Genomic DNA, 7,409 nt, shown 5'->3' on the forward strand with positions numbered 1-7,409 from the left:
GAGGCCACCTCCACGAGGACCCTGAAGAGCGTGCTCCTGTCGAACATCCGCATCGAGGTCTCGACGGGGATATCGATCACCTCGTCGAAGTTCATTCCGATCGAAGTCCCTCGCGGGGCCATCGTCCCGATCACGCGCAGGCGCGTCTCGCCGATCCTCACCGTTTCCCCCAGCGGATTGCCGTTGCCGAAGAGGTCGGAGGCGATCTTCGCGCCGAGGACGCAGACGGGCGCGTCGGTCTCGCCGGGGGGAAGGAAGCGGCCGACGGCCATCTTGAGCTTCCGCAGCTCAAGAACCTCGTGCGTGGTCCCGATGATCGTCGCGTCCCTGCTTCGCCCGGGAGCCTCGGCCGTCGCCGTCCCCATCACGACCGGGGCGATCCTGCGGATCTCGGGAATCCGTCGCCGCAGATCCTTCACATCCTCCAGCGTGAGGTCGTGGGGCGCGCTGCCCATGAAGGGCATCGCGCCGGCGGTCTCCGTCTTGCCCGGAAGGACGATGAGAAGGTTCGAGCCCAGGGACGCGAACTCGCCGGTGACGTAGAGCCGCGCCCCTTCGCCCAGGCTGGTCAGCATGATGACCGAGGCGACGCCGATCGCCACCCCGAGGAGCGAGAGGAAGGTCCGCAGCCTGTGGCCGCGGAGCGCCCCGGAAGAGAACCGCAGGAGATCGCGCGACCTCATCCTCCCCCCGACCGGGCTATCGGCTCCCCGATGTTGGCGAGGCCTCGGCGCGCTTGTCCTCGACCAGCGCGCCGTCGGCCAGGCGGATCCTGCGCCCCGCGCGTCCGCCGATGCCCGGATCGTGCGTGACGACGACGAGCGTGAGCCCCCTCTCCCGGTTCATCGTCTCGAGGAGGGCGACGACCTCTCCGCCGGATGCGGAGTCGAGATTCCCGGTCGGCTCGTCCGCCAGGAGGATGGCCGGCTGCATCACCATGGCCCGGGCCATCGCGACCCGCTGGCGCTCGCCGCCCGAGAGCTGATCGGGACGATGGTGCGCGCGGTCGGTCAGGCCGACGGATGCAAGGGAGACCGAGATTCGCTCTCTGCGCAGCCCCGGATCGATGCCGGCGAAGATCATCGGCAGCTCCACGTTCTCGGCCGCGCTGAGCCTCGGCACCAGGTGGAAGAACTGGAAGATGAAGCCGATCTTGTGGCGCCGCACGATCGAGAGCTCATCCTCCGAAAGACGAGAGGTCTCCTGCCCGTCGAGCCGGTAGGAGCCGTCCGTCGGGCGATCGAGACAGCCGAGGATGTTGAGCAGCGTCGATTTCCCCGATCCCGACGGTCCCATGATCGAGACGTACTCGCCCGCCTCGATCTCGAGGTCGATTCCCCTCAGTGCGCGCACCGGGCGGCCGCCCACCTCGAAGGTTCTCGAGACTCCGGAGAGGAGGATCACTTGGCGATCTCTTCCGCCACCCGGACCCTGGCGCCTCTCTTCACCTCCGGACGGTCCAGGGACACGACGACGCGCTCCCCCTCCGTCAATCCGGAGAGGATCTCGGCGAACTCCCAGTTGCGAAGCCCCACCTCGACCTTCCTCTCCTCGAGGCGCCGGCTGCCCAGGGCGAGGACCCTGTCCCCCTCGAGCAGCGCGTAGGTCGGAATCCGGAGGACGTCATCCCGGGCGTTCAGGATCACCTCGATGTCGGCCGAAAGGCCCGGGAGCACGTTGTCGGGGAGATCCCGCTCGTCGAAGACCGCCTCGACCTTGAGCGTCCGGTTCTGCTCCTGGCGGGTCTCGACATAGGAGGAGATGTAGGTGATCCGGCCCGGGAAGGATCGATCGCGGAAGGCGTCCATCGTGATACGGGCCGGCAGGCCAAGGCCAACGCGGGCGACGTCTGCCTCGTCGAGAGGGGCGCTGACGTAGAGGCTGTCCGGATCGATCACGTCGATCACCGGAGGGATGAAGACCCCCGGCGGCGACGGACTGATCCACTCTCCGACCTCCGCCGTGATGTCGAGCACGACCCCATCGAAGGGGGCTTCCATGATCGTCTTCGCCAGGATCGCCTTGGCCGCGGCAAGAGACGCCTCCGCCTGCTTCACGATCTCAGTGGCGGCATTCAGGGCGGCGGCCGCCGACTCGGCGGCGGTCCTTGCTTCCTCCAGGCGCTGCTCGGAGAGGAGCCCCTGGCGCGCGAGTCCCTCGGCCCGGAGCCTGTTCCGCTCGGCCTGCTCGGATGCAAGGCGCGCTTCGCTCGCGGAGGCGCGGAGCGCGTCCAGGGAGCGGGCGGCGAGCGTGACCTGGGCCTGGTATTCCCGATCGTCGAGCCGGAGGAGGACCATCCCCTTCTCGATGCGCTGCCCCTTCTCCACAGGGATCTCGACCACCAGCCCCTGGATCGCGGGGCTCATCTCCGCGCGGCTCCGGGAACTGACCGTCCCCGCCCGGGAGTTCACGACCGTTTCCTCCACGCGCCCCCGGGAGACCGTCTGCACTGTCACCGGGATGGGGTGAGGACGAAAGAGCGTCAGCCGCAGCAGGACGATGGTGGCGATCAGGGCGGCCGGCGCGAGGAGTCTCTTGTGCCAGCGTTTCACGGGATCCTCCGACTTGAGATGGCCATCGTAGGTCGGGGGCGGAGGAAACACAAGGAGGGCGGCAGATGGCGACTCGCCGGGTCGCGAGGTCCCCCGTTGACGCGGCCGCCCCGACGGGGGAATCTCCTCTCTCGATGAGAAGCGCGCTCTGGCGACGGTTCGACACGCCCTTCGCGTCCATGGCCATCACGGCGCTCCTCTATTCGCTCTTCCTCCTGGCAAAGCTGGAAAGGAAGGACTTCGACGCGTCGAGCTTCGTCATCGCCGGCGGCGAGTTCGTATCGACGGAGCAGATCCCTGAGGGACTCACGTGGTTCTCGATCTACGGAGGTTACGACGGGGTCTTCTACTACCGGCTCGCGCTCGATCCCTTCACTCGGACGCTCACCGACTTCGGAATCACCTTCGACACGCCGCGCTACCGCCAGCAGCGGATCCTCTACCCGCTCCTCGTCATGGCCCTCTCCCTCGGCCGCCCTCTCGCCGTGCCCTGGGCGCTGATCCTCGTCAACTACGTCGCCCTCTGCGCGATGGGGCTCATCGGCGGGATGATCGCGCGGCGGGCCGGGAGGCGCGCCCTCTGGGGACTCGTCTTCCCGCTCTACGGCGGATTCCTCCTCTCCCTGACGCGGGACCTCGCGGAGATCGTCGAGCTATGCCTCGTCATGACGGCCCTGCTGAGCCTCGCAAGAGGAAGGCATCTTCTCGCGGGCGCGCTTCTGGCCGCGGCCGTCCTCGCCAAGGAGACGGCCCTCCTGCTCGTCGCGGGGACCGGCCTTGTCTGGATCCACCGGGCATGGAAACAGAGAGAGCTCGGCGGGTGGCAGCCGATCGCCATCCCTGTCGCGATCTGGGGCCTCTGGCAGATCCGCCTTCAGCATGTCTGGGGCGTCTCCTTGGAGAGGGAGATCCACAACAACATCGGCCCGCCCTTGGTCGCCTTCCTGGACTTCCTCGCGCGGACCGCCGACCTCCGCAATCGATTCCACAGGACCTGGTTCATCGAGATCGTCCTCCTCCTGCTGATGGTCGCCGTGGTGGCTCTGGCGCTGAGAAGGGTGCGTGGAATGGCCGGCGAAAAGCTCTCGTGGCTGCTCTACCTCGCGCTCGTCTTCTCTCTGACCTGCGCGGTCTGGTGCGAGGATTGGGCCTTCCTTCGCGCCGGCTCAGAGCTCTACGTGCTGAGCTGCATGCTGCTCCTGCACACCCCCGCCCGATACCGGATCGTCGGCCTCATGCCGTGGATCGCGGGCTGGCCCTTCCTTGCGCGCGACCTGGTCAGGTTCGGGTAACGAGACCCGCGCGGGCTCGGCGGCGAGATCCGGCAGGCCCGGCCGCGAGGGCGCAGCGATCGAAGGCCCCCGACAACCCGGGCGCAAGCGCCCAGGCCGCCAGGGGCCCCTCCGAGCCGCGCAGTTCGGATTGAAGTGCGGTTACTTGAACAGGCTCTTGATCTGCCCCCACGACTTCGACTGGGTCGGAGTCGCCTGGCAGGGGAACTCCCCGACTTCGAGGACTGTCACGATCCAGTTGATGCAGTCATACGAAGGGCCGGCCCCCGAGTCGATCGAGGCGACGTAGGGCGGCACCGCGGGAACGAGATAGGTGTCGGTGTCCCAGGCGAGATCCGGCGTCGCTCCGGGCGCGGGCGGATCGCTCGCGTCGAAGTCATCCCCATCCCCCAAAGGCAATCCGTTCCACAGCTGGTTGTCCGTGAACGGATAGGTCGGCATGGTCTGGCCGTCCCCGCCGATGAAGTGAAGCCTCGCCGGCAGGCCGGGAGGACAGAACGACGGCAGGGCGTTATCGATCACCTGGCCCGCCATACTGAGCAGGTCGTTTCCGTCGAGGACGATCACCTCGCAGGCGGTCGTGTGTGGATCGTTGTAAATCACGACAAGCGAGGCCCCTTCGCTCTCGGGGCTGACATTGAAGGCGCCGCTGTCGTCAAGCCCCGCGACGACATTCGCCCCGGCGACGACGAAAGGAGTCACGTCCGCGAAGTAGGCGAAGGCCGACGGGTGGGCCCAGCACGGGCTGGCGGTCACCGGCAGCGGGGCCGGGGCGACCGCGAAGCCGTTCAGGGTCACCGCATTGATGGGCGGGGCCCCGCCGAGAATCACCCAATAGAGCCCGGCCCAGATGATGTTCCCGGCTGCGGGCCCGGGAGGAAGGATGATCGTGCCTCCGGCCGTGCCGCCGACGGCGCCGACCGCGTGTCTTGTCCGGACGCCCGCGGTGACGACGCGGAAGCAGCGCTCACCCTCGCTGACGAAGTGGATCCGCTCGAGCTGCGTTCCGGGAGTTCTCGTAGCGACGCCATCATCCCGCGTGGCTCCACCGTTGTCGGCGAAGGCAGTGGCGATAGGGAGTGACAGAGCCAAGAGGGCTGCGCTGCCCAAGAGGCTCAAGGAAGAGACCTTCGTTCTCATGAAACACCCTCCTAGAGGCGCGGCCGTGTGAACCTGGCAATGAGGATCGGGATTCGATCCTTCCTAATCATGTTCAGAAGAGAATATGGACCACACATGGAGAGGTCAAGCACGAAAGCGGGCCGTGCGATCTTTTTAAATCAATCGGTTACAGTCTTTTGTCATGAGAAATCATGCACAATTCAATCGTATATACTTCTCATTTGAATGGCAGTCCAAAGAAGGCCGAAGGCCAGGAGGAGCCTGCACCCCGGGTTTGGCCGCGGTCCCCGACCCCAGGCCGCGCCCTTCATGAGCGGCTATTCGTCAACCGTCCCGGGCGGGCGGTTCCATCCTCCGGACGGAGGCCCCGGTCGCCCCGCCCACGAGGACCAGATCCGCCATGCCGATGAAGAGCCCATTCTCGAGAACGCCGGGGATCGAGTTGATCCGCCTCTCGATCGACGCGGGATCCTCGATCCGCTGAAACCGCACATCGAGAACCATGTTCCCCTCGTCCGTGATCACGGGACCGTCCTTGCGAATCCCCATCCGGAGCGCCGGCTCCCCGCCCAGTTCGCGCAGGCGGCGCATCACGATCGAGACGGCCATCGGGATCACCTCGACCGGGACGTCCGACTTCTCCCCCAGCCGCCGGACGAGCTTCGATTCATCGACGACGACCACGAAACGCTCCGCGGCTGACGCGATCACTTTCTCGCGCGTGTGGGCGGCGCCTCCCCCTTTGATCAGGTCGCAGAGGGGATCAACCTCGTCGGCGCCGTCGATGGCGATGTCGATCCTCTCGATGTCGTCCAGCGTCCTGATGGGGATCCCCTCCGCGCGCGCGAGCCCGGCGGCCATGTTGGAGGTCGGGATCCCGACGATCGAGAGCGCTTCCTCCCGGATGCGGCGGCCGAGCTCGCGAATCGCATGGGCCGCCGTGGAGCCGGTTCCGAGCCCGACCACCTGTCCGCTTCGCACCATCGCGGCCGCCTCCAAGGCGGCCCTCTTCTTCCCCTCCGCGGCAGGATCGGGTCCGGTCATTCTCTCCTCCCTTCAATCGCCGGGTTCGGCGGGATGCGTAGCCGCCACGCAGGACGAGTCGCTGCTCCAGGCAGCGTCAGCGCCGCCAGACTAGCAACCGCCCGAACCCCCGACAAGGGCTCCGGGCGACGCAAGAGACCAGGATCCAGGGGCGCCCTGGCCCCTGCAACCCGGCGCGCCCCAACCGCGTACTATGTCTCTGCGACCTGCCGAATGCCGCAGGAGAAGTCGGGAGGTTCCCATGAAGCGCTGGATCATCGTCGCGACCGTCCTCATCGCGGCGGCCGCCGCTCTCTTCGTGGCGCGCCGCAGCAAGCTGCGCGCGGAGCAGGCTCCCCAGATGGTCGCGGTCGCGCGCGGCAACGTCCTCCGCGAGGCGCTGGCGGTGGGGAGCATCGTCCCCGACCAGGAGATCTCCGTGAAGTCGAAGATCCCCGGGATCGTCGCCAAGGTCCATGTCGCGGTCGGGGATCAGGTCTCTCAGGGCGATCCCCTGATCGACATCCGCCCCGATCCCACGCCTCTCGAGAGGGCCGAGGCGCAGCGCCAGCTCGAGATCGCCGAGGTCGCCGTTCTGGCCTCGCGCAAGGAGTTCGAGCGGACCCGCGACCTCGCCGCCCAGGGCCTCTCCTCCGAGAAGGACCTCGACGTGGCAAGACGCGAGTACGATTCGGCGAACCTGCGAGCGAAGCTGGAGGAGGAGCGGCTGCAGCTCCTGGAGCAGGGGCGGGCCAAGCTCGCGGGGGGAAGCGAGGTCAGCAACCGGATCGTCGCTCCGGTCAGCGGGACGATTCTCACCTGCGACGTCCATCCGGGCGACCCGGTCGTTCCACTGACATCGTATCAGGCGGGCACGGTCCTGATCACGATGGCCGACATGAACCACCTTCTCTTCCGCGGGACCGTCGACGAGGTCGATGTCGGGAGGCTGGCGGCGGGGCAGCCGGTCCGCTTCACGGTAGGCGCGATTCCGGAGGAGGAGGTCGGCGGCGTCCTCAAGAGAATCTCCCCCAAGGCGCGCAAGCAGGAATCGGCAACCCTCTTCGATGTCGAGGTCGACATCACGAGGACCGGCCAGCGCCCCTTGCGGGCAGGCTATTCCGCCAACGCGAGGATCTCGATCGAGCGCGCCGAGGGCGTCCTCACCGTCCCCGAGCGCGTCGTCCGCTACGAGAAGGGGAAGGCGACCGTACGGATCCTCGATGGGAACGGCCGGCCCGAGGAGCGGGAGATCATGACCGGCCTCTCCGACGGCCTCACGGTCGAGGTGAAGGCGGGGCTCGCGGAGACCGACTCCGTCCTCGAGCCGGAGCGGAGCCGGCTCGAGAAGAAGTAGGGGCGCGATGCAGCTCCGAATCGTCCTGATCCAGTTCTGGCGCGACCTGAAAGCGCAGCGGCT

7 protein-coding genes are annotated in these 7,409 nt (G+C 67.4%); 2 read left to right on the plus strand and 5 right to left on the minus strand.

Annotated elements, in window-relative coordinates; translation table 11 throughout:
- The 3 genes from FJY88_10180 to FJY88_10190 all read right to left on the minus strand — a co-directional run.
- A partial coding sequence (locus FJY88_10180) for an ABC transporter permease (GenBank protein ID MBM3287699.1) occupies nucleotides 1-683 on the minus strand: 683 nt, incomplete at its 3' end.
- A 16-nt stretch (nucleotides 684-699) separates the two neighbouring features.
- Entirely contained in the window at nucleotides 700-1,404 is a 705-nt protein-coding gene (locus tag FJY88_10185; GenBank protein MBM3287700.1) for an ABC transporter ATP-binding protein, read from the minus strand.
- On the minus strand, nucleotides 1,401-2,675 hold the full coding sequence (locus FJY88_10190) for an efflux RND transporter periplasmic adaptor subunit (protein ID MBM3287701.1): 1,275 nt from the start codon (nucleotides 2,673-2,675) through the stop codon (nucleotides 1,401-1,403). The genes FJY88_10185 and FJY88_10190 overlap by 4 nt, the downstream gene beginning before the upstream one ends.
- Here FJY88_10190 and FJY88_10195 point away from each other — a divergent pair.
- Nucleotides 2,618-3,844, plus strand: a complete 1,227-nt coding sequence (locus FJY88_10195) for a hypothetical protein (GenBank protein MBM3287702.1) — start codon at nucleotides 2,618-2,620, stop codon at nucleotides 3,842-3,844. The genes FJY88_10190 and FJY88_10195 overlap by 58 nt on opposite strands.
- Before the next feature lie 141 nt (nucleotides 3,845-3,985).
- Here FJY88_10195 and FJY88_10200 read toward each other — a convergent pair whose 3' ends face one another.
- Nucleotides 3,986-4,984 carry a hypothetical protein gene (locus FJY88_10200; protein MBM3287703.1) on the minus strand — a complete coding sequence of 333 codons (999 nt, stop codon included), beginning with the start codon at nucleotides 4,982-4,984 and terminating at the stop codon, nucleotides 3,986-3,988.
- Nucleotides 4,985-5,290: 306 nt separating this feature from the next.
- On the minus strand, nucleotides 5,291-6,010 hold the full coding sequence (rpiA, locus tag FJY88_10205; GenBank protein MBM3287704.1) for a ribose-5-phosphate isomerase RpiA: 720 nt from the start codon (nucleotides 6,008-6,010) through the stop codon (nucleotides 5,291-5,293).
- Between the two features lie 193 nt (nucleotides 6,011-6,203).
- Between rpiA and FJY88_10210 the strand changes: the two genes are divergently transcribed.
- Nucleotides 6,204-7,346 (plus strand): efflux RND transporter periplasmic adaptor subunit, encoded by a 1,143-nt coding sequence (locus FJY88_10210; protein ID MBM3287705.1) that lies wholly within the window; start codon nucleotides 6,204-6,206, stop codon nucleotides 7,344-7,346.
- Nucleotides 7,347-7,409 lie beyond the last annotated feature (63 nt).

The sequence above is a fragment of the Candidatus Eisenbacteria bacterium genome (assembly GCA_016867495.1).
GTDB lineage: Bacteria > Eisenbacteria > RBG-16-71-46 > CAIMUX01 > VGJL01 > VGJL01.